This window comes from Ktedonobacter robiniae, from assembly GCF_016587375.1.
Classification (GTDB): Bacteria; Chloroflexota; Ktedonobacteria; order Ktedonobacterales; family Ktedonobacteraceae; genus Ktedonobacter; species Ktedonobacter robiniae.
Window position 1 is genome coordinate 2,920,001 of record NZ_BNJG01000001.1, and the last position, 26,563, is coordinate 2,946,563.

Below are 26,563 nucleotides of genomic sequence, written 5' to 3' on the forward strand. Positions count from 1 at the left end.
CCCAAGAGTTCACATCGACGGCAAGGTTTGGCACCTCGATGTCGGCTCGTCGCATCCTGGGGCTGGAGTAGGTCCCAAGGGTTGGGCTGTTCGCCCATGAAAGCGGCACGCGAGCTGGGTTCAGAACGTCGCGAGACAGTTCGGTCTCTATCCGTCGTGGGCGTCGGAAAAGTGAGGGGAGTCATCTTCAGTACGAGAGGACCGAGATGGCTTGACCGCTAGTGCGCCAGTTGGGGGGCCTCCTCCAGAGCTGGGTAGCTACGTCAAGAAGGGATAAGCGCTGAAAGCATCTAAGCGCGAAGCCGACCCGAAGATAACTTTTCCCACTCTCAAGAAGAGTCAAGATCCCAGGAAGAAGACCTGGTGGATAGGCTGCGCGTGGACGCCTGGTAACAGGTGGAGCGGAGCAGTACTAATGATCGTACGGCTTGTTTCCCATTCTGTTTCTTCGCGTATGTGGTGAGTCCTTGTGGTGTGAGTGAGAGCGGTCTGAGATCGGACCTGAGCACGAGTGAGAGGACATCGCGGCACGGGGAGCGTGAGCAGGCCAGCGTGGCTCAGCAAAATTGAGGGAGTACTTCTTTGGCAGGTTACATCAGAACGAAAAAGGGTTCGCAGTGGAAGAATGATGCTGCGAACCCTTTTTTTGCTTGTCCTCAAATTCCTGATTCCATGTCATAGAGCTAAAACCATGATTATCGATATTCATACCCATATCTTTCCTCCTCATATTTGCGCTCAGCGAGCTTTGTACTGTGAGCGCGATCCCTGGTTTAATGAGCTGTACGCGAACCCTCGCGCTCGGATGGCCACCGCTGAAGATTTAATCGTTGAGATGAATGCTTCAGGTGTAGATGTCTCAGTTGCCTTCTCCTTTGGCTGGAGTGATCCCGGCTTGATTGAAGAGACAAATAGCTACGTTATCGAGGCTATGCAGCGGTATCCCGGGCGAATCTATGGCATGGCTGTGATACAACCCACCTCTGGCTTACGAGCTGTGCGTGAACTAGAGCGATGCGTGGCGGCTGGCATGCTTGGTTTGGGCGAGCTGATGCCGCATGGACAGGGCTATCGCCTCAGTGATATCACCCTGCTGACTCCTCTGCTTGAGGTCGTGCGCCACTATCAGCTACTGGTGCTCTCGCATTGTAGCGAGCCTGTTGGCCATCTCTACCCTGGGAAGGGTGATGTCTCTGTGCAGGATGTGCTTACTTTTCTCACGGCTTTTCCAGATGTGCGCTTTATTGCCGCTCACTGGGGTGGCGGTTTGCCTTTTTACGCCCTTATGCCAGAAATAGAGCGCGCCACAGCCAATGTATGGTATGATACAGCCGCAACCATCTATCTCTACCGTCCCGCGATTTTTAAGGCGGCGGTTAATATGGTTGGCGCTGAGCGTATTCTCTTTGCCAGCGACTATGGACTTCTGGGCCAGCGGCGAGTGATGAAGCATATTCGGGCGAGTGGCCTGAACGAGGCTGAGTTACAACTTATTCTGGGCGAGAATGCGCGACGCTTGCTGCGCCTACAAGCGGCTGATTAAACTATTTCTTCTGAAGGATAACAAGGTAGCAGATATATGCGTGTGGTTTCGTTAGGTAGTAGTAGTAGTGGAAATTCCCTCTATGTCGAAGCCGGACCAGGAGGGCGTACCAGGCTGCTGGTAGATGCTGGCCTGGGAGTACGTGTACTTCAAGCTCGTTTACGCTTGCTTGGCGTCGACCTCTCTCAGTTGCGTGGTGTACTGGTAACCCATGAGCATAGCGACCACGTGCTGGCTCTTCCTGCGCTGCTTCGCCGCTACCAGGTTCCTGTTATCACAAATGAAGAGACCTTCGCGGCTATTGAGCAAGGCCTGGCGGCTGGTGCGTGGCGCTCAGACTCAGGCAAACTGGTGGTATCTCCAACTGAGGCAGAGGGGGATGTGGTTATTCAAGAACAGAGCGAGACAACACTGGTTCAGGAGCAGTCCGGTGTAGAGATTGTGACCAGGATTCAGGAGTCTACCCTCGTCTATCGCCCGGCGAACAATGTGCCAGCCCTGATCCTGCCCACAGGCAAAACGACTACTGTGGGGGATATCGAGGTGACCTCTTTTCCTATCTTGCACGATGCTGTTGCTCCCTGTGGATATCTCTTGAGCGTGGGCGGTTGTCGTCTCTGTGTCGTGACAGATACGGGTGAGGTGACTCCTGAGATGCTCTCTATGATGGCGCAGGCGGATTTGTTGGTGCTGGAGTCGAATCATGATCGCCAGCGCCTCTTACGCGGCCCCTATCCGCAAAGGCTGAAGCAGCGCATCATCAGTTCAACAGGGCATCTCTCAAATGACCAGGCCGCGAATGCTGTTCTGAAAACGTGGCGTCCAGATAGTATACGCTGGCTCTGGTTAGGCCACTTAAGCAAGACCAACAATACACCCTCACTGGCCCTGACCAGCATGCGCGAACGACTACAAAATGCTGGCGCGAATCTCTCACAACTTCATATCACAGTCCTGCCACCCGGAATGGGAGGCATCTGGGACTCCACCCAGCTCTGGCATGCTCCTTCGCTCTGGGATCTCTAGGGAGCGCTGAAGTCTCTAGACACGTGTCGAAGAGGTCTGCATCAGTACCAGGCGCAGGCGCTCAATTTGTGGCTGGGCCTTGAGAGCCTCGAAAAAGCCCAGAGCGCGTTCGAGATGATAGCGGGCGCGACTCAGATAGCTATTACGTTTCTGAGCTTTATCGTTGTTTTCTTCGGCCCGGCGCGCGTATTGAATGCCGAGATAGTAGAGTGTGAGTCCCTGCTCCCAGGGCAGGTCAAGCGCCTCGCAGCGTGTCAACGCCTGCTTGAAGTAATCTTCAGCCAGTTTCCAGTTCTTCCGCTCCGTATACAGGCGCCCCCAGGCCCTTAGCGCAATTGCCTCACTTTTCCGTGCCCCCGACTCCTGGGCATGCAAGAGCGCGCGCTCACAAAGCTCCTCCTGTTTCTCTGCATCTTCCCCTGTGCTTACGAGTAGTTCCGCTAGTGTGGCGAGTGTCTCGGGTGTTGGTATGGGTTCACTGATGCGCAGCTTCTCTTTATAGTCCGCGGTGGCTAGCGTCCAGTCCTCACGTGCCAGGTGAATGGCATGCAACCGCGTCGCCTGGAGATTGCGTCCCTGTTCCTCTCCACGCTCCATCTGTTGCTCCACCAGGCGCTGGCACTGGCGATAATAGCGGTCTCCTTCTTCTTGCTTCCCCTGGCGATAGGCAATCGTTGCCAGCGTTTCCAGTGCCCAGAACTGCAATTTCTCGTTCTCTAGCTGATACTGGTCGATCAGAGCCAGAATCTCAATGGCGACCTGCCTGGCTTCATCCCAGCGATTCCACTGGCGCCAGGCGCGCATGCGTCCAACCATGCTTTCGAGCAGTAGAATGGGATTCTCCATGGTTTGCGCGTTGCTATAGGCCCGCCCAAACCACATCAAAGCAGCGGAGTAGTCGCCTGTTTCCTCATGTGCCAGTCCAAGCGATCCATAAAGATCGTAGAGTTCTTCGCGCTCGGTAAGCTGGCTTTCAAGCTGGTAACGACGATGTTGCAGTTCATGTGCTTCACGATATTTATTGTATTGCCGGTAGATAAAACTCAGCGCGTCCAGCGTTAGCGAGAGCGCGATGGGTAGGTTGAGCTTTTCTGCCAGATTTAAGGCTTCGTGCCCACTGGCAAGGGCCTGCTCCGCCAGGGCTACCTTCTGCGAAACGGGTGTTGCCTCCAACTGGCGAATATTCCAGAACGCCTGGTAGGTCAGGAAGTATACGCGTTCTTTCGCGAGCTGTTGATTGGTGTCAAGCAGGGCCAGTCCTTGATCGATATAGCTGCGAATTTCTTGTAGCGCGGGCGGGTTGCGAAACATGCCGCGCATGCGCGTACCTAGCTCGCCCAGCCGCTCATAGATATCTACCAGCTCAATGGCTTCAATGGCAATCGGCTCCTGAGCCTCGGTTACCAGGCGTAGGGATTTACGGTACTCCTGCCAGGCCTCATCGGCGTTGCCGCGTTGCCAGTGTGCGTCTCCCAGTTTAAAGTGCATTCGTACAAGCTCAAATGGCTCCGTCTCCCCTTCTTGCTGAAGTTCCAGGGCGTCATTGTAGGCCTGCAAGGCGCGTAGCGTGTAGTAGCTATGCAAGGCCTGGTCGCCCGCCAGTGTCAGGTATCTGATCGCGCGTTTGCGCAGCTCAGGGCGATCTATAATATGTGCCTGAGACCTGGCTCCGCTGCCGAACTCCAGCGGGTTATAGGTCATATTAATAGACCAGTTTACCAGGGCCTGTTGATAGTGATAAGCCAGCAGCTCGATGTAGGTATCGCGATCTTCTTGTGTCTTCTCCTCAAGCCATTGGGCCAGTACGGCGTGCTCACGCGAGCGGCGTGTGCGCGGAATATTGTTGTAGACCACGTCGCGAATGAGAACGTGCTTAAAGGCAAAGGTGCGGTCGTCAGGAATAATGTTGCGTGTATGCTTCTCGATTTCAGTGATAAAGTCGCGTTGGATGAGGGCGTCAAGCGCGCTGGTGAGCACTTCTTGTTGAATATCGGGTGTCAGTTCACGCAGTTGCGAGAGCCAGAAGGTGCGCCCGATAATGGACGCATGCTGGAGCACACGTTTCTCAATAAACTTGAGCAGGTCGATGCGGGCCGCGAGCACGCCCTGAATGGTGTCGGGCAGATGCGACATCGGCAGGAGATAGGGCATATTGAGTAATTCATCGGAATGCTCTAAGGGCGAGGCAAACTCACCAAAATCCATCTCGTTATAGCGCCCCAGCCGCCAGTAGTCCTGCCCTGTATTGGGATCGCTTTCATATATCAGAGTGCCCTGATCAATCAGCATGCGAATGATTTCTTCTACAAAGAAGGGGTTTCCCTCGGTGCGGGCCAGGATCGACTGGCGCAGGAACTCAGGGAACTCTTCCGTATTGAGGTGGGCATCAATGAGCTCACTACTTTCCTCGGGCGAGAGGGCATCCAGCTCAATTGTCGTGAAGTTACGGCGGCCTCCCCCCCATTCACGCCGCCGCTCAAAGAAATCGGGGCGAGCTGGGCAGAGGAAGAGAATCGGCACGTCAGTGACGCGGTCGGTCAGGTATTCCAGCAGGTCGAGAAGCGCCTCATTCGCCCATTGTAGATCGTCGACGACGATTATAAGTGGCTGCTCCTCTGCCAGTGCTTCCAGAAAGATGCGCCAGGCCCGTAGGAGGGGACCTGCCTGGTTGCTGATCTGCTTGGGACTGAGCTCTTTCCCTTTCTCTTTCTCGGGGCTACCCTGCCGCTCATCCAGGCCACGACCAACACTACGGATTATGGTGTTAACGATTTCGTCCGCCGACTCGGTGCGATGTGAACGTTGCAGGGCTTGTTTGATGCGCTCAGAGAGGCGGGCCAGGTATTGTTCATTGCTCTCGCTCTCCTCAATAGGTAGGAGTGAGCGCAGGATCTCGATGAGTGGCCAGTATGTGATGCCTTCGCCATAGGGAGGACAGCGTCCCTTGAGCACGCGGGGAACCACCAGTTTACCATAGGATGAAGCGCTCTTGACCTTTTCCTGCTCGCGCTTAATAAATTCTCTGACGAGTCGTGATTTACCGATGCCGGGGGAACCCAGGATCGTGATGAGATGTGGCTGACGCTCGGCGAGGACGCGCGCATAATTGGCATGAATCAAGGTCAGCTCAAGGGAGCGCCCTACCAGCCTGACCTGGCGGCCCTTGATGCCACGTGGGTGTTGATCTGTGGTTGAAAGGCCCTTGCGCTCATTTAGTACGACGCTGGCTGTGATTGGCTCAGTTTTTCCTTTGAGCTGTAAGGGCGCCATAGGGCGAAACTCGAAGACCTCGCGCGTCGTAAGGTAGGTGCGCTCGCCAACGAGAATTGTATCGGGCGCGGCCGCCTGTTGTAGGCGCGCGGCTACATTGACTGCGTCACCTGTAATGAGAAAATCCTGCCTCTGGTGCGTGTTACTATTTGGAATGGCGACCTCGCCAGTGTTAATGCCGATACGCATTTGCAGGCGCGTGGCCTGTGGATCGAGCCTGCAGCGTTGCTCATTGAATTGGTTGAGCGCTGCTTGCATGTCTAACGCGGCGCGAATAGCCCGGTCGGGATCATCTTCATGCGCGATAGGCGCGCCGAAAACCGCCATGACTGCGTCACCAATATATTTCTCGACGATGCCGCCATGTTTGCGGATTTGCTGCGTCATCAAGTTAAAATAGCCTGTCAGAATGGCACGCATATCTTCGGGGTCCAGGCGATCTGCCAGGGGCGTTGAGCCAGTGATATCGGCGAACATGATGGTGACAACACGCCGCTCCTCAGGTGGTAAAAGGAGAGAGGAAGTCGAGGATGCGGGCGCTGGTAGAGGCGCAGTACGGCCTGCACTTCGCGTCTCCGCCTGTATGGCTGGCATTGGCGCGGTAGGACCGCCCACGTTGGCCTTTGGCTGCGATGGCTGTAACCTGGTGCCGCATTCAATGCAGAACTTGGCGATGGGCAGGTTTACCGTCTGGCAGTTGGGGCAAACGAGCAGGCGATTCCCGCACTCAAGACAGAACTTCGCATTTGCTGGATTGATTGTCTGGCAGTTGGGGCAACGCATAAATTTCTTAACAGTCCGCATCTTCTGATCCGAAAACCCTGAGCGCGGAGCGCTAGTCACGGCAGTGACGTTGGGTTTAGGAATAAGATTATTCTGCTGATCTTGCAACAAGCTGGCGCCCTTCTGGCAAGCAAGGCGCACGTAGTAATATGGGTAGTAAGCAGGGTGTAGAAACACGCGCCAGCACCCATCAGCTTGTATTGTACAACACCAGGCCCCCAGAAGAAAGGCCTGGGATGAGGTGCGGAGACTTGGAAAGGGTTAAAGCTCTATTTGCGGAATAAAAGGTGAGCGCAAAGCGTTTATTCAAACTGCAATGCAACAGACAGAAGTAAGCAAAGTGCCAGGCATAATGGGAAAAAGTATCTTTTATGCTTGACGTTTCAAGATAAGTTCCGTACTATGGGGTCGACGGAAGGGAGTATATGTATGCGGCAAGACTTTTTAGTAGAGTGTCGTAACTATGATAAGACGCTACGTGGCTCGTGGAAGGCACACCAGTTGAGCGCTCAGACGCAAGTGGGGAACGAAGAGGCAGAGGCGGCGCAGGGTTCCTTGCGACTCTGGCTGCCGGCTGGTACACCGATGAATTGGGAGCGAGGGACACGCCCTCTGCGCTCACATTGTCTGCAATTCTTCTGGCCCGAGCGCTGGTACATGTTAAGCGCATTTTATGACGGCGAAAGCCTGATTCATACATACGCCACCATTATTCAGCCCGCTATTCTGGGATATGAGCGCCTTTCCTATGTTGACCTGGATCTGAGCATGCTGGTCAAGCCCGATCTCTCGTACGAAGTCCTGACCCAGGCCGAGTTCGAGCAGGCCGCGGATGCGCTTGGCTATGACGAGGAGACGCGTATCAGCGCCCTTATGGCTCTGCGTACGTTGAGTAGTACCATTCAGCGTAGCCTGGGCGTTTTCTCCGCCGTGCCTCATCGCCTAAAGTCGGACCTTCTTCAATCCCAGCATTCAAAGCATAGCTACAGCTAACGCCTTAAGTAAGTAATTCTAATAGGTGGTGTCGTAGCCGCGTACGCAAGTAGCTGCTACGACACCACACCACCTATCAGGCGAGCGCCGCAGGCGCGAGGAGTCATTGTAAAGAATGTCAGCCGAGAATACCCCTAAGCGGATCGATCATGTGGCTATCATTGTCCGTAACATTGAACAGGCACTAACCTTCTATCGTGATACACTTGGTATTGAGCCGCGCGAGATCAAAGAGGTTCCAAGCGAGCAGGTGCGTATCGCCTTTCTGCCCATGGGCGGTCCCGGCGGTAGCGAGATTGAACTAATTGAGCCTGCCGCGACCAATGCCAGCCTCCTCAAGTTTCTAGAGAAGCGTGGAGAGGGCTTGCACCATATCTGCCTGGAGGTTGAGCATATCGATAAAGCCTTGCAGGAGATGCAGACCCAGGAGGCGCCCGTACTCGATCAGCAGCCACGCCTTGCCGCCGAGGGCCGCGCGGTATTTATCCATCCCAAAGGCACCAATGGTGTCCTCCTCGAACTCCTAGAAAAAAATAAGTAAGAAGATGAGAGTGTGTTCGTTGATACGGGCTTTGCCCGTATCAACGAACACACTCTCATCTTCTTACTTAAAACATTTATAAGGGAATATTGCCGTGTTTCTTGGGTGGGTTGGAGTCGCGCTTATTTTTTAGCATCTCCAGGGCGTTGATCAGCTTCACACGTGTGTTGCGTGGTTCGATAATCTCATCGACATAACCGCGACTGGCGGCGATGTAGGGATTATTAAACTTCTCCGTGTACTCAGCGATCAGCTCTTTACGTCGCTGCTCCGGATCGTCGGCGCGCTCGATCTCATCCTTGAAGAGGATATTGACCGCGCCCTCTGCCCCCATGACCGCGATCTCAGCGGTCGGCCAGGCGTAGTTGATATCGCCCCGGACGTGTTTGCTGCTCATCACATCATACGCGCCGCCGTAGGCCTTGCGTGTAATAACGGTGATCTTAGGCACAGTGGCCTCACAATAGGCGTAGAGCAGTTTGGCGCCATGGCGAATGATGCCCCCATGCTCCTGTCCGACGCCGGGAAGGAAGCCTGGTACGTCAACGAAGGTAATGATGGGGATATTAAAGCAATCGCAGAAGCGAACGAAGCGGGCGGCCTTGTCTGAGGCATTGATATCAAGGACGCCTGCTAGCGCGCGCGGTTGTTGCGCGACGATGCCTACGGAGCGCCCATTCAGGCGAGCGAAGCCGATAAGAATATTCTGGGCGAAATGTTCCTGGACCTCAAAGAAATTGCCTTCGTCAACAATATGTTTGATCACTGCCTTCATATCATAGGGTTTATTTGAGTTATCAGGAATAATGCTGTCCAGGGCTTCCTCGACGCGGGTGGGACTATCGTTGGTGGCGATGCGCGGAGGATCCTCCATATTATTGGATGGCAGATAGCTGAGGAGCTGACGGAGCTGACGAATGCACTCTGGCTCGCTGGGACAGGCAAAGTGCGCGACGCCGCTGGTGCTATTGTGGATCTGTGCGCCACCCAACTGCTCGAAGGTCACATCCTCGTGTGTGACGGATTTGACGACATTAGGGCCAGTGACGAACATATAGCTCGTCTCCTCGACCATAAAGATAAAGTCGGTAATCGCGGGTGAGTAGACGGCACCTCCGGCGCAGGGTCCCATGATGGCCGAGAGCTGGGGGACCACGCCCGAGGCCATAGTATTGCGCAGGAAAATGTCTGCATAGGCGCCCAGGCTTACCACGCCCTCCTGAATGCGTGCACCACCCGAGTCATTGAGTCCGATGACGGGTGCGCCATTCTTCATCGCCATGTCCATGATCTTGCAGATCTTCTCCGCATGCGCCTCGGAGAGCGAACCGCCAAATACGGTGAAATCCTGGGAAAAGACGTAGACGAGACGCCCATCGACATGCCCGTAACCGGTGACAACGCCGTCGCCGGGAATTTTTTGCTCATCCAGACCAAAATCTGAGGCGCGATGGGTCACAAACATATCCAGTTCGTTAAACGTACCGGGATCGAGCAGGAGGTCGATGCGCTCGCGGGCCGTTAACTTGCCCTTCTTATGCTGCACCTCGATGCGCTTAGGGCCACCGCCCAGCTTAGACGCCGCTTTGGCCTCGGCCAGGTCGGCCAGTTTCTCCTGTGTTCCCTTGGTATGTGTTGTTCCCTGTGAGCTACGTTCGCTAGTGGTCATAAAACTCAATCTCCATTGATCTATGGCAAGAACAGTGCGTACGTATGGCAGTATATCACAGCCCTTTTTACAGAGGCTACTTAGCACACACTACGCCCTAACCTCGGATGAGCTACACACCAGTTTGTAGTAAGGAGCTAGTGGCGTGGTTTGCGGCTGACGCCGCAAACCACGCCACTAGCTCCTTATTATCCATCACAAAAAAGAGCGCCCCCGCAGGGGCGCTCTCAATCGGACGCAAGAGGAACTCACCGCTCGATGGGGGAGCGGACCAGGCTACCCCATTCAGTCCAGGAGCCATCGTAGTTACGGACGTTTGTATATCCCAGCAACTGTGTGAGAATGAACCAGCTATAGGCTCCACGCTCACCAATGCGGCAATAGGTAACTACTCGGTTTTCGGGTGTAATGCCCTTGTCTTCGTAGAGCTTGCGCAGTTCATCGGCACTCTTGAATGTACCGTCTTCGCGCGCACCAGTGGCCCAGGGAATATTCTTCGCGCCAGGGATATGCCCACCACGCTGGGCGCCTTCCTGGGGATAGTTCGGCATTGCGATCAGCTCACCGCTGTACTCACCTGGGGAGCGTACATCTACGAGGCGCAGGTCAGAATCCTTCAGTTCGACCAGGACCTGGTCGCGGAAGGCACGAATTTGCTCGTTTTCTTCCTGAGCTTGATAATGGGTGCGCTCGTAGGTGGGAACCTCTTTAGTATAGGCTTTCTCTGCCTTTTCCCAGGCCGCGCGCCCACCGTTGAGGATGCGCAGATCCTCATGCCCATAGAGCTTGAAGAGCCAGAAGGCATAGGCGGCGTACCAGTTGTTCTTATCGCCGTAGAGAACCACGGTGGTGTCGTTGGAGACGCCCCAGCGGCTCAACAACTGCTCAAAGCCCTCTTTATCCACAAAGTCGCGGCTCAAGGGATTCTGGACATCGACATTCCAGTCAAGTTTGACCGCGCCCGGAATATGACCAATTTCGTAAAGCAGGACATCTTCATCCGCCTCGATCAGGCGAACACGGGGATCCTGCAAATGATCCTCAACCCAATTAACGTCAACGAGTACCTCTGGATGTGCATACTCTGACATCGCGCTGGCTCCTTTGAAAAGTTGATTAAATAGATCAACAAAGTATTTTTCTCTTGAGCTAAGTATAAGTTCTGGCATAGGTAAATGTCAACCTTTAAAACGAGGTATTTTTGCGAATGCCCATCTGGAGTGAGGGAATAGCCGTCGGGAGGCCTCAAAGTGTTTACATATTGCTTCGGTTGATGCAGTGAAGCCGGTTTGCAGCCTGCAGGCTACAAACCGGCTTCACTGCATCAACCGAAGCGAGCGCCACAGGCGCGAGAGGTTAACTCAGTAATTTGCTCATAGCATTAATTAGTAGGACATAACCACTGTCATACCAACTGGTGCCCGGCTATAGTACCACTGTCCATCGCTGATGCGTGTATTGATACATCCATATGAGACAGTTGACTGGGTGCCATCTGGCAATGTATGGGGATCCTGCGTTCCAGGACCAAAGTCATTGTACTCTCGCCAGCCCGCGGTATGGATATAGATACTGCCAGTGGTGAGCTTGAGCGCGTAATCAACATGCTCAGGCGAATAGTAGTAAGGCGAACCAACTGGCCAGGGAGAGTAGAACGTCAAATTAGCTCCCTTGCTGAGGACAGTGAAGGTACCGGCTGGCGTGTATAGTTCCGGGCGTCCACTTGTGATCGGGAAGGAGCGTACGACCGCGCCATTCTCATAGGCGTAGAGATACTGAGTTGAGAGATTGACAAAAATGACCTTTCCAGTCGCGATGGGCGCGGCAGGAGCAGGGGAGGAGGAGGAGGAGGTCCCAGGACCTTCCCGCCAGTAGATGTCTGTGTGGGGGCAGGTGTAGTCTTCGTGTTGCTGAGACGACCACCATAAATATATTTAGGGTCGCTATTGCGGTCAGAGACGCGATACCATGTTGAGATGCCATTGACCGTTTCTCCCTGTACATTGCCATAGACAGTAACGGCGGTTGCAGGAGCATAACTGGTCAGGATGGTGCCACCCGTATTGGGGGCATTGCGCACGGTGGCGGTCCCCGTTGCATACATAGTGTAAGGATCTGTCCAACTAACCTGAACGGTCGTCGCGGGCGTCGATGGCTTAGTCAGGGTAACTGGTTTGCTTAATTTGACTGGAACCTCTTTCGCCTTTTGTGCCAGAGATGTGGCGGTTGGAGATGGCGCTATAGTTGCCTGAGGAGGCATTGTCTGCACCACAGCCAGCCAATACAAGAGAGAAGAGAGACAAGAGGATCATACACAAAAGAGGAAGAAAGTATTTTCTTCGCATGGTTATTTCCTCTAATTTCTATAAAAATATAGACGCATATAAATGTATGCAAGTTGTAGGAAAAATACAAACATGCAGATGTTATGAATTTACATACATCAATATTGACGTGGTAAAACCTGAAGTGTTACGTCTACATTACTTCTGGTGCAGATGGCAATCGAAGAGCCGTTGAGGCAAGTGGAGGGACTGATAATGATGAAGAAAAGTTGCACAAAAAGAGAGAGCTGCATAGGAGCAATTCTCTTTTGTGCAACTTTTCTTTTAGACCACGGTTTTGAGATACTGGCAGTTGTTGTGGACGAGGGCCATGATGCTCAGCATGGGGTTGACCCCCGAGGCGGCGGGGAAGAGGCTGCCATCGGCAACGAAGAGTCTCTTGACGCCATAGACCTCGCCGTGTTCGTTGGTAACCGAGGTCTTGGGATCGCTGCCCATGCGGCAGGTACCCATCTGGTGCGCGGTAAAGGTCATGTTGCGGTTGGGTCCCATGCCATGGCGCTCAATGGCGCGATCAAAGGCACGTAAGTCCTGTACGCTGACCGTGCCATCACTGCCTCGCTTCACGCCTGTGCGCTGATTATGCAGCGTCACGATCTCCCTGGCGCCTGCGGCGAAGTGGATGCGCGCGGACTGGCGTAACCCATGCATGAGGTGTTTGCGATCATAGACCGAGACGACATAGTTAATGATCGGCTCTCCATGGCGGTCAAGGGTAACACTGCCCTCGCCTTTGTCCCGCGAAAGCACGATAATGGTCGCGATATGGGCTGCTTGCGCCATCTGCTCGCGATACTCTCGCGCGGAGAACCACGGCGTTGCCAGTCCCAGCAGGCCAGGATGGGTGGGCGGTACCTCAAGCTTATAGCCATAGTTGCCATCGAGATGACCAAACTGATCCGAGTACGCCGACTGCATGACGCCTTGCCAGGGATAGACCTTGTCGGGATAGAGTCCCGCAAGTGTGGTCGTGGGGTGCAGGTGGAGGTGTTGCCCGATATGCTTATTTATCAGGCCTGAGCGCAAGAGAATCGCGGGTGTATTGAGGGTTCCCGCCGCTACCACGACCGTTTTCGCGTGCAGGATAAGCTCATAGGTGCGCCCGCTCTCTTTATTGTGTACTGTAGCCAGGACGCCCCTTACCTGTCCATTCTCCATCAGCACCTTATCGGCCTGGCAGTGGACGATGATGCGCGCACCCTGGTCGAAAGCATCCTGCAAGTAGGTCTTCATGGTCGACTGCTTAGCTCCATAGCGGCAGCCATAGCCACAGGTGCCACAGCGTTGGTCACAGCCAACGGTGTTGCGAGGGATGGCCTCCGTATGATAGTCCAGGGTCTTACAGCCATCATAGAGCAAGCGGTTCTGGCGGTTATGCGCGCTATTCTCTTTGTTAACTTGAATGCGCTGCTCAACGGCGGCGAAGCTCTCCTGGTACTGCGCATTCGTAAAGCGGCCGCGTAAGCCAGAGATGGCCTCCCATTCTTCGAGTACATCTATGGGTGTGCGAAACGAGGTCGTCCAGTTGACGACGGTCCCGCCGCCAAGCGTGCTCCCCGCCAGGACGACCATGCCCAGGTCCTTCGAGGTTAGCAGGCCGCGATTCAAGTAGAGCTCGGGTGTAGCCTGGGCCTCTTGCAGGGTAAAATTCGCCTCGTTGTTATAGCCACCCTTCTCCAGCACGATCACGCTCTTGCCCGCCAGGGCCAGTTCAGCAGCGACGACTCCACCACCCGCGCCTGAGCCGATCACAATGGCGTCGGCGTCCAGCGTTGTGTCTTCTGTAATGGCCAGGGGGCGGATGGGCTGTGGCGCGTCGGTTGGTGGTGATGGTGGCGCCGGAGTATAGTCGAGCGCCTCCCAGTTGGGATTACGGCCCTCTTCAGTTGGCGCGGAGAAGTAGATAAAGCCCGCCAGGCGCTTGATGGCTTGATAGCCCTGGCGCAACTTTCCCAGCGGGCTATTGGCCATCGCCAGGAGGTAGCGTGTGCGCTTTGCGGCAGAGAGCTCTAGAAACGCTTTAGCGCTACCAGCCAGGAGCAGCCCACTTATGGGACTTGCCATCAAGGCCAGCAACTGGCGAAACTCTGTTTGGGCCTCGGGAGGCTCCTGTGCCAGCGTCTCGGCGATCAGGTTAGCGAGATGAAGGTCATGAGCATTACGGCGATAGTAGGCTTGCTCCACCTCCGAACTGCCAGCTGGTGGTTCAAGCGAGGGAAATAAGGTCTCACAAACAGCCTCTAAAATAGCGAACTCTTTGGGTGCGAGCCAGCCCGCGACGCGGCTCTCGCCATGGGTTGTAGAGGAGATAGTCGTGGTCATGAAGTGCCTCCTTCATTGGAGTAGAAAGATGACCGTCGATGTTGACAATGAGCCAAGTATACCATATGACCAGCCAGCATAAATGCGAGCCATTTACCGAATTTTTCCATGATAACTGGAATAGCACCTGTGTATTGTCATATTTTCAGCGTTGTCAGAAAAGCAAAAAGGGAAACACCTATGATTACTGAACCGAAATTGGAGAATCGCAATGAGCAACACTATGTAGCGATTCGCACCCAGGTCACTATGCAAGAATTAGATACCGCGATCCAGCAACTCTGTAGGGAAGTGTTGGCCTGGATCGCGCATCAGGGCATAGTGCCAACTGGCGCGCCTTTCCTGCGCAATCTCGTCATCGATATGAAGGCGCTGCTTGATATTGAGGTGGGCATTCCAACCGTGAGTGTTGAGTCTACCAATGACCGGGTCAGGGCAGGAGTTCTGCCAGCAGGTTTGTATGCCTCGCTCGTCTACACCGGCTGGGATAGTGGCATCGAAGCCAATGCGGCGCTGCTGGACTGGGGAGCGAAGCAGAGCCTGGTGTGGGATGCCTGGGAAACGGAGCAGGGCCGGGCGTTCGGCGCGCGTTTGATGTCCTTCCTCACCGATCCAAACGAGGAGCAAGATCAAGCAAAATGGGAAACAGAAGTGGCGATTCGGCTGGCGGATCCTCACCCCCGATAGCTGGCTGTCACACATGTCAATGCGCAAGCGGGCTGACCTCCGTCTTATAGAGAGGCATCTATGCCTATGCTTGTTTCAGTTACAATACAAAACAATTGTTTGAACCAACCCGAATGGAGGAGCATGTGATGAACGAAAGAGCAAGTATCCAGAAGACGGGATTGTCGCAAGAACGTCTGGGTCGCTTGAGCAGCGTCTTGCACGGCTACGTCGAGCGTGGCGAGATCCCAGGGATGGTTGCCCTCATTCACCGACACGGTGAGGAAGCCTACGTCGAGACCATTGGCTGGCAGGACAGAGAAGCACAGATCCCCATCCAGCGCGATACGCTCTTTCGTATCATGTCCATGACCAAACCAGTGACGACTGTCGCTGCCTTAATGCTGGTAGAAGAAGGCAGGCTTCGCCTCTACGACTCGGTGGATGCCTGGCTTCCAGAACTGGCACACCGCATGGTGATGCGCGATCCGGATGGCTCGCCAGAAGAAGTCTATCCATCTCCCCGCCCGATCACGTTGCACGACCTGCTCACCTATCGTCTCGGCATTGGGTGGGGACCGTCTTCGCTCTGGTCGCACATCTTTGCTTTGTTTCCCTACCCGCCACATCTTGAGCAAACCGAACGCCTGGATCCCGACGCCTGGATGGCCCGTTTGTCCGCTCTCCCTTTGCTCTATGAGCCAGGGATGCGGTGGCTCTACGAGGTGGCCTCTGATCTTCTGGGGGTGCTGATTGCCCGCGTCACGGGCCAGCTGTTGGAAATGGTATTGCGTCAGCGCATCTTCGAGCCGCTGGGGATGGGAGATACAAGCTTTGTGGTACCTCCAGACAAACGCGACAGGCTGGCGGTGCTCTATGCGAAAACGGCCACAGGAGAACTCACCGTAGCGGATCATCCTCGCAGCACGGGTTGGGCTGAGCCATCGCTCTTCCCATCCGGGGGAACTGGCCTGGTTTCCACTGCTGACGATTACCAGCGATTCGGGCGGATGTTGCTGGGCAAGGGGAACCTGGATGGCGTGCGTCTCCTCTCGCGCAAGACCGTCGAAGCGATGACGACCGACTATCTCACGCCTGAGCAACATACCCATCCCTTTTTTGAATTTGATCGCTACGACGCTGACCGATCTGGGATGTGGACCAACCGGGGGTTTGGGTATGGGGTCGCGGTCAGGACCAGGCAGGTCGGTCTCGGACCAAGCATCGGCTCCTTTGGCTGGCCAGGAGCGTTTGGGACGACATGGATCGCGGACCCTAAAGAGGACCTGATGGCAACCCTTCTGCTTCAGGTTGGGAGTGACAACCCGTTCTACACGCAAGTTGGTGAGGATTTTGTCACGCTGACCTATCAGGCAATCTGCGATTGAAGCATACAGAACCTCTGGCTGGCATGGCGCGATCCTCATAATTTGCTCTATTCCACTGCTTTTATCGCCGCTCGATGCCTAAGCCACTTTTGATCGCCGAGAGATCATAAGCTCCGCCGCGTTGCTCATAGCCCCCGGTAAAGGGATCTTCAGCCAGAAGCATAGGAGTATCCAGGTCGATGAAGCGGAAGCCACCCAGGCCAGCCACAAAATGTGCCGAGGCGCTGATCGCCAGGCGTGACTCGATCATCGCTCCGACCATAAGCTGCGTGTTTGTGCTCCGGCAGAGCGCGGCGATGTCCAGCGCCTGCACGAATCCCGACTTCATCAGCTTAATATTGATTACATTTACAGCCCCCATACTGATCAAGCGCCAGGCATCGGCCGGGCTGCTGACGCTCTCATCGGCGGCGATGGGCACCGAGGTGTGGTTGGTAATATAGCGCAGGCCCTCGAAGTCGTCCTTGGCCACTGGCTGCTCCAGGAGCAGGGGGCGAATATCGCGATCATTCAGGGCTTCAAGGCAGAGTAGGGCCTCATTAGGGGTATACCCCTGGTTAGCGTCGAGGGTCAGACCTACATGGGGCGCACCACTGCGAATGGCCTCCACGCGGTCAACATCCTCACGCAGACCTCCACCCACCTTGACCTTAATGCTGCTAATACCCTTCTCGACCGCGTCCTGCGCCAGTTCGTAGCCGTGCTCAGGTGAGACCAGGGGGATACTCAAATCGGTCTCGACCGAGCTTGTGGCCCCACCAAAGAAGGTATAGAGCGGAATGCCATAGGAGCGGGTTAGCGCGTCGAGGATCGCCATCTCCATGCCAGTACAGACAGTGGCCTGGGCGTAGAAGTGGCTACGAATCAGCTTGGCGAGGACACGCCAGTTGGCCACATTCTGTCCACGCAGCAGCTCAGCACAGCCACGAGCTGCTGCCAGGGCTGTCTCTTGTGACTCGCCGGTACTGGGAGGGAAGGGTGCGCATTCACCATAGCCCACGCTGCCGTCCTGTAAGGTAATGGTGATAAGGACGTTGCTTGCGGCATCCACGCTCCCAGTCGCGATAGCGAAGGGTTCGAGAAGGGGAATAGTTAAAGGTTCAACGGTCACAGAGGTAATGGTGGTACGAGTCATGTGGGCTGCTGCCTTTCTGCTTGTCATTGATGCATGTATCCTGGTGTGTAGGTCGCTTGCTCGCCAGAGCATAGCAAGAAATATACTTTTTAGTACGTTGGGGACGGCTTAGATATGCTTGTATTGTATAACATCAGGCAGACTTCCTAATAGCCACCAGGAGCCAGGGGAGCGGGTTACCTATAGTTTATGTGAAGATAAGCGCTTCAGCCTTAAGGCTGAAGCGCTTATCTTCACATAAACTATAGGTAACCCCTACAAACCGAAGCTGGTGCGGTTGCGCTGGCGGTCAGCATGGCGCTCAAGAGCGAGCTCGACCAGGCGGTCAATAAGCTCAGGGTAGGGGATGCCGCTGGCCTCCCAGAGCATGGGGTACATGCTGATCTGGGTGAAGCCGGGAAGAGTGTTAACCTCGTTGATGTAGACCTTGTTGGTCTCTTTCTCCAGGAAGAAGTCGATGCGCGAGAGGCCGCTGAGGTCGAGCGAGGTGAAGGCGATGAGGGCCTGGTGGCGCATCTCTTGCGAGAGCTCCTGGGAGATTTCGGCGGGGATGATGACCTGGGACTTCCCGTCGACATACTTGGCTTTGTAGTCATAGAACTCGTTGTTGGGAACGATCTCGCCCATGACAGAGACGATAGGCTCGTCATTGCCCAGGACTGCGCACTCAAACTCGCGGCAGTTGATGTTGCGCTCAATGATGACCTTGCGGTCGTACTCGGCGGCGACATTGATAGCGTGTACCAGTTCGGCGCGGTCGTGCGCCTTGTTGATGCCCACGCTTGAACCCAGGTTGACGGGTTTGACGAAGCAGGGATAGTTCAACTGCTCCTCAACGGCGTTAAGGATGCTCTCGGGATCCCGCTCCCACTGATTGCGGCGGTAGACGAGATACTCCCCAACTGGCAGTCCCGCGCGCTCGAAGATCATCTTCATCTTCTCTTTATCCATGCCCAGGGCCGATCCCAGGACGCCGCAGCCGACGTAGGGGACGTCCGCCATGTCTAGCATACCCTGCAAGGCGCCATCCTCGCCTGTGGTGCCATGCATGACGGGGAAGATCACGTCGATGGCTCCCTGATTCTCTAGTTGCTCCTGGCTGCCATTGACCGGGATGAGACGGCGCAGGTTGGGGTCGCCAGTAAAGGTAACGGCGGTGCTCTGCTCTAGTTCGGCCTCAGCCTGGGCGCTTTTCTCGGCCTCGATCATGCGTGTTGGTTCGACGCCCAGCAGCCACTTGCCCGTTTTGTTGATGGCGATGGGAACGACCTCGTACTTATCAGAATTGATGTTTGCGATGACCGATTTGGCAGAGTTGAGGGAGACCTCATGCTCGCCGGAGCGGCCGCCGTAGATCAGGCCAATGCGGATTTTCTTCGCGCCTGGCTCATTATGCTGTGTCACGGGTGTGATCCTTTCGTGTGTTGCGCTGGAAATAGCTATATTTTACTCTGAGATCTGCTTGATCAGAGTATCCATGCCGAGGCCGAGGGAGGCCTTGATGAGCACGAGGTCCTCGCCGCGCACCTGCTCCTTGAGGAGGTCGGCGGCGGCACGCTTGGCGGCCTCAACCTCGGCGCTGTTCTCCAGGTCGGCACTATAGAAGTAGGCGTGATCCTGGGGCATGCCAGCTTCCAGGGCACCCTCGATAAAGAAGCGCGCTTGCTCACCTATGGCGACGATGTAGTCGACCAGGGAGGCCAGGGCGGCGCCACAGGTGCAGTGCTCCTCGCGTGCATACTGTCCTAATTCCAGGATATCACCCAGCACCGCCCAGCGTTTGCCGTGGGGCGCGAGCGTTGATCCATGCATGGCCTGGGCGATAGCGAGGATGGACTGGCGATTGGCGTTATAGGAGTCGTCAATCAGGGTGCTGCCATTGGGGCCGGGCTTGATCTCGCCACGGCGTTTGGCTGGTTTGAGTTCTTCGAGCGCCTGCCGAATAACCTCTAGAGGGAGGCCAGCGGCACAGCCTACCGCTGCTGCGGCCAGGGCAATCGCGATGCCATGCTCACCAGGAATATGCAGTTGAACGGGAACCTCCTGGTCCTGGTAGCTGAGCACAAAGCTGCGCCCAAAGAGCTGGTCGCCGCCAGGCTTGCTGGCGCGGACGTCGGCGCCTTCTCCCTGACCGTAGTAGATCACGCGGGCGCTGGTTTTGGTGCTCATGGCGCGCACATTGGGATCATCATAGTTTAGCAGGGCGATCCCATCGGGTGAGAGCACCTGGACCAGCTCACTTTTTGCGATAATGACCTGTTCCTGCGAGCCAAAATATCCTAGATGGGAGGCGCCCACATTGGTGATGACCGACCAGTCCGGGCAGGTGATGCCACTGAGCATCTTTAGCTCGCCCACCCATTGCGCGCCCATCTCCAGGACCGCGTAACGATGCTGGGGCTCCAGGCGTAGTAGCGTAAGGGGATAGCCGATCTCCGTATTATAGGAGGCTAGAGTCTTGAGTGTGGGCGCGTGGCGCTCCAGCACGGCGGCGATGGCCTCTTTGGTGCTGGTCTTGCCGTTGCTACCGGTGATGCCGATATAGGTGGTCTCGGGCTGGCGGCGGGTGCGCGCGCGAGCCGTGGCATGTAGGGCCGCGACTACGTCGGGAACCACGATCTGGAGAAAGCCCCCAGGTACATCCTCGACGGGATGTGTGCAGAGGGCCGCGCTGGCCCCGGCCTGGGCCGCTTTATGAATAAAGGCGTGTCCGTCGACTTTTGCGCCCTTGATGGCAATAAAGAGATCACCGGGCTTGACCTGGCGGCTATCGTGATGCGCCTCGGTAAAGGTCATAGCCAGATCGGGTGTTGTTGTGCTCACAAGCTGCACTTGCGCCTGTGCGTCCTGAGATTGCTGTAGGATGTCAGCGAGGGTGAACATAGAGAAGAAAACCTCCACAGCCCTATGGTTTTGGTGCAATTATATCATGCTCAACTAGTACCTTTGCACCTGCGGTGCTCAGGAATAAGTAAGGAGTAGGCTGTTTGGCAGGCGGAGCCTGCCAAACAGCCTACTCCTTACTTACTCTAAAGAGGTGCAGAAATTGCGAGTGACAATCCAATCAATTAGTATGATGTGGGATGAGGTACCGGGCAGTCACCCGGTACCTCATCCCACATCATACTAATTAAACATAAGCTACTTGACAATGATAAGTCAATGTGATAAAACGTAGTCAAGATATGTTGCTATTCGAAAGTAAGTGGCTTGACAAATGCAAGTTGTACATGCTAGAATGTAACTATCATAAAGAAAGTTGCTAACAAAAGCATATTTGCTTTTTTAGGAGGTATATCTAATGGCCTGGGAAATCGATCCTACACACTCACACGTCAATTTCTCCGTGAAACACATGATGTTCAGCACTGTTCGTGGTAGCTTCAAAGTCTTTAGCGGTAAGCTGCACATCGACGAGCAGAATCCTGCCGCCTCCTGGGTTGAGGCCCAGGCTGATACGACCAGTGTCGATACCAGCGATGCCAATCGTGACGGCCACCTGCGTGGTGCTGACTTCTTTGACGTTGAGAAGTATCCGACGATCTCCTTCAAGAGCACCAATGTTGAGCGCGCGGGCGACGGCTACAAAGTGACCGGTGACCTGACCATCCATGGTGTGACCAAGTCAGTCGTTTTTGATGCCGAGTACCTGGGTCAGGGCAAGAATCCCTGGGGTGCGACCGTGGCCGGCCTGAGCGCGACCACGAAGATCAATCGCCGCGACTTCGGCCTGACCTGGAGCGCCGCTCTGGAGACCGGTGGTGTGCTAGTCGGCGACGATGTCAAGATCGAGATCGACCTGGAGACTCAGAACAAGGGCTAATTCCCTCCTGAGAAGCAGAAAATAAAAAAGAGGCAGCGTGTGTTCTCAAACTTGAGAACACACGCTGCCTCTTTTTTATTTGGGAATCCCTCCTGCAAAAGAGGGCGTCGACATTGTACAATAGTAGCGACATCGGCCTTGAGAGGCGGTCATCAGTGTCAACGTAGACATTTGTAAGGAGAGAGTGGTATGAAAGCGGTCATTATTACCAGGGCGGGCGGCCCTGAGGTATTAGAGGTACAGGAGATCGCCACCCCCGAACCGATTGGGGACCAGGTCCTGGTGCGCGTGAAGGCGGCAGGTCTCAATCGCGCGGACATCTCGCAGCGTATGGGACATTATCCGGCGCCTCCAGGATATCCAACCATTATCCCCGGCCTGGAGTTCGCGGGTGAGGTGGCGGCGGTGGGCCCCATGGTGCGCCGCTGGCGTCCTGGGCAGCGAGTAATGGGGATTACAGGCGGCGGTGGACAGGCTGAATATTTGCTTATCCACGAGGGCCTGCTGGTAGAAATTCCCGAGAATCTGGACTTTATCCAGGCGGCTGCGATTCCTGAGGTATTCATCACTGCCCATGACGCCTTGTTTACCCAGGGTGACTTGAAGATGGGTGAGCGCCTGCTGGTACATGCCGCTGGTAGTGGTGTGGGGACGGCAGCGATCCAACTGGCAAGCGCTATGGGTTGTACGGTGTATGGTACCTCGCGAACCGCTGATAAGCTTGAGCGCGCCAAAGAGCTGGGCCTGGATGTCGGTCTCTCTACAGAGAATTTCGCGCAGGAAGTCAAGGAAATGACGCATGGCGAGGGCGTGCATCTCGTGCTGGACTTTATCGGAGGCCCCTATATGGAGGGGAATCTGGAGGCGCTCGGCCTTTGGGGTCGCCTGGTCTTCCTGGCGACACTGGGCGGGGCCGATGCCAATGTCAACTTGGGCAAGGTCATGGCCAAACGCCTGAGCATTCGTGGTTTTACCCTACGTTCACGCACCCTGGAAGAGAAACTGGCGGCTACGCGCCACTTTGCGGTCCAGGTTGTACCCTTGCTCGCCAGAGGTAGGGTCAGGCCGATTGTGGAAGAGGTCTTCCCCATTGAGCGCATCTCTGAGGCGCACAAGGTGATGCAGGCCAACCGCAACTTCGGCAAGCTAGTGCTGGCCCTGGGCTAAGCAAACGCATAAAACACAGAGAAGGGGAACCAGTCCTGGCTCCCCTCCTCTGTGTTTTATGCGTTTGTGTATTGCTGGATAATGAGCAGGTTGGTGGCCTGGTCGCGACTGGTGACCTGGGGGATTACCTGGCTACGGTTGATCTGCATACACAGGTCCAGGTCGGCTGCCAGGCCGGCGTTACGGACGGAGCGCGCCGATTTACAGTAATCGAGCAGGCGCGGCGGTGCATAGGTCTCGTAGAGAGCGAGAGCCGCGTAGACGCTATCGCCGAGAACAAGGTCGGGTTGTTGGGCGCAAAACTCGCGCACGAGATAGCCTGCGCATGTTGCATCATCCAAAGGGAAGCTGCCGCCTTCGCCAGCACATACAATATTGATTGCGCTATTATGTTGCCGTGCCAGGGCCAGGGCATGGCCTGTGATGGCATGGGCATTATTGAAGGAGCCAGCAAGGCGAAAGCTGGTCTCGGGACAGGCGAAGAAGGCACGGGTACCATTAGTCGTGGTTAGAATCAGCGTTCGCTCATCGAAGCTCTGGCGAAGAAATTGAACAGGCGAATTGCCGTAGTCAAAGTCAGGCAGGGGACGGGCATGGCGCTCACCACAGAGCAGGCTGCCAGGGTGAATACGCGCGGCTTCCCTGGCCTGTTCCAGCGTATCTGCGATGAGTACCCGGCTCGCTCCCTGTTCCAGTATGACGTTAAGAGACGTGGTAGCGCGAATGACATCAATAACGATATAAATGTCGCTGGCTGATTGACTGAGCGCGGTGACCTCCGCAGGGGTAAAGTAGATATGCAGCCTCAAAACTAATTCCTCCTGGCAAAACGAGAACGGGTCTCTCTATCCGCTGTGCTATGCGTGTAATTTTAGAGTGATATGTGTGGCATGAATAATCTGGTCTATGTTATTGTTTTTGTATAGAGAAAGAACTTTTATGTTTCAAGGTTGAAGCAATGGGTTATAAAGAGGTTGCACTATGCATATCAAGTTGTCACGATTGTTGTGGCGTGGTCTCATTCTGCGGTGTCCTATCTGTGGGAAGGGCAAATTGTTCCGCCGTCCTTTCAAAATGTATGATCAGTGTCCATACTGCGAGTTTCCCTATGAACGTGGGGAAGAGGGGTACTTTACCAGTTCTATGGCCATCAACCTTGTACTCAGCGAGTTCATCGTTGTCGGCTTTACCGTGCCTCTATCGGCCATGCGGACCGTGTCTTTAGCTCTAATCTGGGCCATTGGTATTCCTATGACGGTCTTGCTGCCATTCCTCTTCTTCCATCATAGCCGGAGTTTCTGGATGTCGATAGATCACTTCTTCAACCCGGTTTCACGTGAACACCTGGAGACACGCACACGTATCTTCGAGCTTTCGAGTAAAGAATAAGGATGTAGCCAGGGGAGGTATACCTCCCCTGGCTACATCCTTATTCTTTCTCTTTCTCTTCGGTGGCCTTCTTGTGGCGGCGAAGGTGGCGCTTGGCGGCTTCACGCTGTTCCTTGGCCAGTTCGTCCTGGGGATTGAGGCGCAAAGCTTGCTCGGCGCAGGACAGGGCCTCATCATAGTGCTTGAGGCTATTGAGGACATGCGCCTTTTCGCGTAGCGTCCAGGCATCATTGGCGTCTAGTTGCAGGGCCTGGTCGTAGGCCTGAAGGGCTTCTTCATAGCGCTTGAGTTCTTTGAGCGCGAAGCCCCTGCGTCCATGGGCGAAGGCGTTGTGTGGCTCCAGTTTAACGGCCTGGTCGGACTCATGTAATGCCTCCTCATAGCGCTTAAGCTCATTGAGCACAAAAGCTTTTTCACGATAGAACCAGGCATTCTTAGGGTCAAGCGCCTGCGCTTGATTGTATGCTTGTAAGACCTCTTCATAGTGACCGAGATTCTTGAGGGCGAAACCTTTCTGGACATAGGCATACATATCGTGCGCATCGAACTGGATTGCCATATTTGCCGCCTCGACTGCCTCTGGATAGCGCTTAAGAAGATTGAGGACGTGGGCCTTCTCGCGATAGGTCCAGCCATCGTGTGGATCAAGAGTCAGGGCCTGATCATACGCTTGAAGCGCCTCGGCGTGGCGACCGAGATTTTTGAGGGCGAAGCCCCGGCGACCATAGGCGAACTCGCTTTTGGCATCCAGCTCAAGCGAGTGATCAATGCATTTAAGCGCATCATCATAATGCTTGAGTGTGTTAAGGACATGCCCCTTTTCGCGCAGGGTCCAGGCGTTATTGGCGTCGAGCTGGAGCGATTGGTCGTAGGCTTGCAGGGCCTCCTGGTAGCGGTGCAGCTCTTTGAGTGTATAGCCCAGGTAGGCATACATCCAGCCATTATTGGTATAACCGAGCTTAATAGCGTCATTGAGTGCAGTCAGGGCCTCCTCATAGCGCTCAAGGTGATACAGCGCGAAGCCCTTGCCACCATAGAGCCAGCCGTTGGCGGGATCAAAGTGCAAGGCTTGCTCAAAATATGCCAGGGCCTCGCTATAGCGCTCGATGTCATTGAGCTTGTGCGCGGTTTCTCCATAGAGCCTGGCCTTATCTGGATCGAGAATAAGCGTGGGTTGTTGCGGGACCGGCGTAATGGGCGGTGGCGCGGGGGCTATCTCAGGCGTGGATGTTTGCGCCTGGGAATTAGAAGCACTTCCTGTAGCCAAGGCTGCTGGCAGACGGCGCGTCTTTTTAGAGGTGCTTGCGGCCTGGGGCTGGTTTTGTGCGTCGCCCTGCGTCGTATGGAGGGTACTCTCTGTATCCGCATTGGCTGAGACGGTTGGTGTGTAGCCTTGAGCGGGTGTAGAGGAGTCTGGCTGGTCTGCCATGATTGTGGGTGCGATGGCCGGGCCGGTGGGAGACTCTACCACGCGGGTAGGAGCCAGAGGCGGTTGTTGCTGGTTTGCTGGCTCTACCATAACGGTCGGAGTGAGTCCCTGTGGCTGAGCGGGTGTGGTGTAGATCGTCTGCGTCGTATAGCCTGCGTTGAGTGCCAGGAGGAAGTCCGCCACCGAGGGAAAACGCTGTTCGCGATCCTTAGCCAGGGTGCGTAGAATCGCTTGCTCTGTATAGGGTGGAATTGTCGAGTTTATCTGTGTGGGTGGGGTCGGTACCACCTTGGCATGCTGGAACCAGATGGTCTCGATACTGGTATCAGTGAATTGAAATGGCAGGCGCCCGGTGAGGAGTTCATAGGCCATGCAGCCGAGGGCGTACTGATCGCTTTTGATACTGCTTAAGCCTTCAAACTGTTCGGGGGCCATGTAGGCCGGGGTACCACTGCGGTTGGCGAGTTGAGTACGCGTCGAGGTAAGAGTTACGGCGATGCCAAAATCGGCGAGCAGCGCCTCGCCCTGGTCGCCAAAGAGGATATTCTCTGGCTTGAGGTCGCGGTGCACCACCGATTGTTGATGCGCATAGTTTAGACCATCGCCGACCTGGTTGAGGATGCGCAGCGCGTCGGCGATGGGAAGAGGTGTCCCCTGCTGCTTGAGCAGGAGATCGCGTAGCGAGCCGCCCACGGCATAGGCCGCAACGAAATAGGGTACACCTTCATCGAGTCCCGCGTCCTGCACAGGCAGAATATGCGCATGCTTCAGACGGCGTAACAGGCGTGCCTCATCAAAAAACTGCTGCTCGGAGGCTGGATCAGTCAGATTAGTATGCAGAATTTTGAGGGCGACCACAGGTTCATCGGCGAAGATAACATGTTTGGCCTGGAAGACGCTGCCATATGAGCCGCGCTGTACCTCAGCCTGAACAAGGTAGTTTCCAACTTGACGCCCGACGTAGCTCTCCGAATTCGCTTGCGTATTGCTCATAAAGACTTCTACTCCTGGTTAATATATGGCCAGTCTTGCTCAGGTGTGCGAGATACTCAACATATCCAGGTTTATTATAGA

The 26,563-nt window shown here is 55.2% G+C and carries 19 protein-coding genes and 1 rRNA gene (1 of these 20 only partly in view); 10 read left to right on the forward strand and 10 right to left on the reverse strand.

What is annotated here, in order from left to right; genetic code table 11:
- The 3 genes from JMJ04_RS12260 to JMJ04_RS12270 form a co-directional block, all read left to right on the forward strand.
- Window positions 1-436 (forward strand): 23S ribosomal RNA (locus JMJ04_RS12260); it begins 2,531 nt to the left of the window's first position.
- A gap of 255 nt (window positions 437-691) precedes the next feature.
- Window positions 692-1,543, forward strand: a complete 852-nt coding sequence (locus JMJ04_RS12265; RefSeq protein ID WP_201370769.1) for an amidohydrolase family protein — start codon at window positions 692-694, stop codon at window positions 1,541-1,543.
- 36 nt (window positions 1,544-1,579) lie between these two features.
- Complete coding sequence (locus JMJ04_RS12270; protein WP_201370770.1) at window positions 1,580-2,569, forward strand: MBL fold metallo-hydrolase; 990 nt, start codon at window positions 1,580-1,582, stop codon at window positions 2,567-2,569.
- Window positions 2,570-2,584: 15 nt separating this feature from the next.
- On the opposite strand, the gene JMJ04_RS12275 is transcribed toward JMJ04_RS12270, so the two are convergent.
- Window positions 2,585-6,730, reverse strand: a complete 4,146-nt coding sequence (locus JMJ04_RS12275; protein ID WP_201370771.1) for an adenylate/guanylate cyclase domain-containing protein — start codon at window positions 6,728-6,730, stop codon at window positions 2,585-2,587.
- A 321-nt stretch (window positions 6,731-7,051) separates the two neighbouring features.
- Between JMJ04_RS12275 and JMJ04_RS12280 the strand changes: the two genes are divergently transcribed.
- Together JMJ04_RS12280 and mce are read left to right on the forward strand one after the other, a co-directional pair.
- A complete protein-coding gene (locus JMJ04_RS12280) occupies window positions 7,052-7,615 on the forward strand; it encodes a ribonuclease FAU-1 family protein (protein WP_201370772.1) in 564 nt (187 codons plus the stop codon).
- A gap of 115 nt (window positions 7,616-7,730) precedes the next feature.
- Window positions 7,731-8,156: a methylmalonyl-CoA epimerase gene (gene mce / locus JMJ04_RS12285; protein WP_201370773.1), complete on the forward strand. Its 426-nt coding sequence runs from the start codon at window positions 7,731-7,733 to the stop codon at window positions 8,154-8,156.
- A 76-nt stretch (window positions 8,157-8,232) separates the two neighbouring features.
- Here the strand turns inward: mce and JMJ04_RS12290 are convergent, their stop codons facing one another.
- From JMJ04_RS12290 to JMJ04_RS12305, 4 genes are all read right to left on the reverse strand, one after another.
- Window positions 8,233-9,825, reverse strand: a complete 1,593-nt coding sequence (locus JMJ04_RS12290; RefSeq protein WP_236037994.1) for an acyl-CoA carboxylase subunit beta — start codon at window positions 9,823-9,825, stop codon at window positions 8,233-8,235.
- Window positions 9,826-10,073: 248 nt separating this feature from the next.
- Window positions 10,074-10,916: a sulfurtransferase gene (locus JMJ04_RS12295; protein WP_201370774.1), complete on the reverse strand. Its 843-nt coding sequence runs from the start codon at window positions 10,914-10,916 to the stop codon at window positions 10,074-10,076.
- A 294-nt stretch (window positions 10,917-11,210) separates the two neighbouring features.
- Window positions 11,211-11,759: a L,D-transpeptidase gene (locus JMJ04_RS12300; RefSeq protein ID WP_201372366.1), complete on the reverse strand. Its 549-nt coding sequence runs from the start codon at window positions 11,757-11,759 to the stop codon at window positions 11,211-11,213.
- A 675-nt stretch (window positions 11,760-12,434) separates the two neighbouring features.
- Window positions 12,435-14,492 (reverse strand): GMC family oxidoreductase N-terminal domain-containing protein, encoded by a 2,058-nt coding sequence (locus JMJ04_RS12305; RefSeq protein WP_201370775.1) that lies wholly within the window; start codon window positions 14,490-14,492, stop codon window positions 12,435-12,437.
- Between the two features lie 180 nt (window positions 14,493-14,672).
- Here JMJ04_RS12305 and JMJ04_RS12310 point away from each other — a divergent pair, with 180 nt between their 5' ends.
- Both JMJ04_RS12310 and JMJ04_RS12315 read left to right on the forward strand, forming a co-directional pair.
- A complete protein-coding gene (locus JMJ04_RS12310; protein ID WP_201370776.1) occupies window positions 14,673-15,179 on the forward strand; it encodes a GyrI-like domain-containing protein in 507 nt (168 codons plus the stop codon).
- Window positions 15,180-15,307: 128 nt separating this feature from the next.
- On the forward strand, window positions 15,308-16,546 hold the full coding sequence (locus JMJ04_RS12315) for a serine hydrolase domain-containing protein (protein ID WP_201370777.1): 1,239 nt from the start codon (window positions 15,308-15,310) through the stop codon (window positions 16,544-16,546).
- A 61-nt stretch (window positions 16,547-16,607) separates the two neighbouring features.
- Here the strand turns inward: JMJ04_RS12315 and JMJ04_RS12320 are convergent, their stop codons facing one another.
- The 3 genes from JMJ04_RS12320 to JMJ04_RS12330 form a co-directional block, all read right to left on the reverse strand.
- Entirely contained in the window at window positions 16,608-17,681 is a 1,074-nt protein-coding gene (locus JMJ04_RS12320; protein WP_201370778.1) for a dipeptide epimerase, read from the reverse strand.
- 255 nt (window positions 17,682-17,936) lie between these two features.
- Window positions 17,937-19,085, reverse strand: a complete 1,149-nt coding sequence (locus tag JMJ04_RS12325) for a D-alanine--D-alanine ligase (protein WP_201370779.1) — start codon at window positions 19,083-19,085, stop codon at window positions 17,937-17,939.
- Window positions 19,086-19,127: 42 nt separating this feature from the next.
- The gene (locus tag JMJ04_RS12330) at window positions 19,128-20,564 is read right to left on the reverse strand and encodes a UDP-N-acetylmuramoyl-tripeptide--D-alanyl-D-alanine ligase (RefSeq protein ID WP_201370780.1); all 1,437 of its coding nucleotides are present in this window, start codon (window positions 20,562-20,564) and stop codon (window positions 19,128-19,130) included.
- Window positions 20,565-20,982: 418 nt separating this feature from the next.
- Between JMJ04_RS12330 and JMJ04_RS12335 the strand changes: the two genes are divergently transcribed.
- Together JMJ04_RS12335 and JMJ04_RS12340 are read left to right on the forward strand one after the other, a co-directional pair.
- The gene (locus tag JMJ04_RS12335) at window positions 20,983-21,504 is read left to right on the forward strand and encodes a YceI family protein (RefSeq protein WP_201370781.1); all 522 of its coding nucleotides are present in this window, start codon (window positions 20,983-20,985) and stop codon (window positions 21,502-21,504) included.
- A 189-nt stretch (window positions 21,505-21,693) separates the two neighbouring features.
- Window positions 21,694-22,671, forward strand: coding sequence for an NAD(P)H-quinone oxidoreductase (locus JMJ04_RS12340; RefSeq protein WP_201370782.1), 978 nt, complete (start codon window positions 21,694-21,696; stop codon window positions 22,669-22,671).
- 56 nt (window positions 22,672-22,727) lie between these two features.
- On the opposite strand, the gene JMJ04_RS12345 is transcribed toward JMJ04_RS12340, so the two are convergent.
- Entirely contained in the window at window positions 22,728-23,480 is a 753-nt protein-coding gene (locus JMJ04_RS12345) for a 2-phosphosulfolactate phosphatase (protein ID WP_201370783.1), read from the reverse strand.
- 172 nt (window positions 23,481-23,652) lie between these two features.
- Between JMJ04_RS12345 and JMJ04_RS12350 the strand changes: the two genes are divergently transcribed.
- The gene (locus tag JMJ04_RS12350) at window positions 23,653-24,060 is read left to right on the forward strand and encodes a DUF983 domain-containing protein (protein ID WP_201370784.1); all 408 of its coding nucleotides are present in this window, start codon (window positions 23,653-23,655) and stop codon (window positions 24,058-24,060) included.
- Between the two features lie 40 nt (window positions 24,061-24,100).
- On the opposite strand, the gene JMJ04_RS12355 is transcribed toward JMJ04_RS12350, so the two are convergent.
- Complete coding sequence (locus JMJ04_RS12355) at window positions 24,101-26,482, reverse strand: protein kinase domain-containing protein (protein WP_201370785.1); 2,382 nt, start codon at window positions 26,480-26,482, stop codon at window positions 24,101-24,103.
- Between the last annotated feature and the right edge of the window lie 81 nt (window positions 26,483-26,563).

Excerpts from the sequence above, each read along its gene's own strand:
- JMJ04_RS12265 (WP_201370769.1), top strand. The coding sequence starts at position 692 with ATGATTATCGATATTCATACCCATATCTTTCCTCCTCATATTTGCGCT.
- JMJ04_RS12270 (WP_201370770.1), top strand. The coding sequence starts at position 1,580 with ATGCGTGTGGTTTCGTTAGGTAGTAGTAGTAGTGGAAATTCCCTCTAT.
- JMJ04_RS12280 (WP_201370772.1), top strand. The coding sequence starts at position 7,052 with ATGCGGCAAGACTTTTTAGTAGAGTGTCGTAACTATGATAAGACGCTA.
- mce (WP_201370773.1), top strand. The coding sequence starts at position 7,731 with ATGTCAGCCGAGAATACCCCTAAGCGGATCGATCATGTGGCTATCATT.
- JMJ04_RS12290 (WP_236037994.1), bottom strand. The coding sequence starts at position 9,825 with ATGACCACTAGCGAACGTAGCTCACAGGGAACAACACATACCAAGGGA.
- JMJ04_RS12295 (WP_201370774.1), bottom strand. The coding sequence starts at position 10,916 with ATGTCAGAGTATGCACATCCAGAGGTACTCGTTGACGTTAATTGGGTT.
- JMJ04_RS12305 (WP_201370775.1), bottom strand. The coding sequence starts at position 14,492 with ATGACCACGACTATCTCCTCTACAACCCATGGCGAGAGCCGCGTCGCG.
- JMJ04_RS12310 (WP_201370776.1), top strand. The coding sequence starts at position 14,673 with ATGATTACTGAACCGAAATTGGAGAATCGCAATGAGCAACACTATGTA.
- JMJ04_RS12315 (WP_201370777.1), top strand. The coding sequence starts at position 15,308 with ATGAACGAAAGAGCAAGTATCCAGAAGACGGGATTGTCGCAAGAACGT.
- JMJ04_RS12320 (WP_201370778.1), bottom strand. The coding sequence starts at position 17,681 with ATGACTCGTACCACCATTACCTCTGTGACCGTTGAACCTTTAACTATT.
- JMJ04_RS12330 (WP_201370780.1), bottom strand. The coding sequence starts at position 20,564 with ATGTTCACCCTCGCTGACATCCTACAGCAATCTCAGGACGCACAGGCG.
- JMJ04_RS12335 (WP_201370781.1), top strand. The coding sequence starts at position 20,983 with ATGGCCTGGGAAATCGATCCTACACACTCACACGTCAATTTCTCCGTG.
- JMJ04_RS12340 (WP_201370782.1), top strand. The coding sequence starts at position 21,694 with ATGAAAGCGGTCATTATTACCAGGGCGGGCGGCCCTGAGGTATTAGAG.
- JMJ04_RS12350 (WP_201370784.1), top strand. The coding sequence starts at position 23,653 with ATGCATATCAAGTTGTCACGATTGTTGTGGCGTGGTCTCATTCTGCGG.
- JMJ04_RS12355 (WP_201370785.1), bottom strand. The coding sequence starts at position 26,482 with ATGAGCAATACGCAAGCGAATTCGGAGAGCTACGTCGGGCGTCAAGTT.